Source organism: Enterobacter chinensis, from assembly GCF_034008295.1.
Classification (GTDB): domain Bacteria; phylum Pseudomonadota; class Gammaproteobacteria; order Enterobacterales; family Enterobacteriaceae; genus Enterobacter; species Enterobacter chinensis.
Genome location: NZ_JARDVI010000023.1, coordinates 1 through 235, shown reverse-complemented (window position 1 = coordinate 235; position 235 = coordinate 1). Strand labels below are relative to the sequence as shown.

2 tRNA genes are annotated in these 235 nt (G+C 52.3%); both read left to right on the top strand.

Annotated features, from left to right (window positions below):
* Positions 1-16: 16 nt before the first annotated feature.
* Positions 17-93: transfer RNA gene (locus PYW49_RS23320), tRNA-Ile, on the top strand.
* A gap of 42 nt (positions 94-135) precedes the next feature.
* Positions 136-211 (top strand) — tRNA-Ala (locus PYW49_RS23315).
* Positions 212-235: the final 24 nt, after the last annotated feature.

The following is a 235-nucleotide window of genomic DNA, read 5'->3' as shown; positions in this document are numbered from 1 at the left end:
CAGTAAAAATCTCTGCAGGCTTGTAGCTCAGGTGGTTAGAGCGCACCCCTGATAAGGGTGAGGTCGGTGGTTCAAGTCCACTCAGGCCTACCAAACTCCTTTTAAAGGATGAGCGGTACAGAGATTACAAACGATGGGGCTATAGCTCAGCTGGGAGAGCGCCTGCCTTGCACGCAGGAGGTCTGCGGTTCGATCCCGCATAGCTCCACCATCCTTTTACTGCGAAAAACAAGAA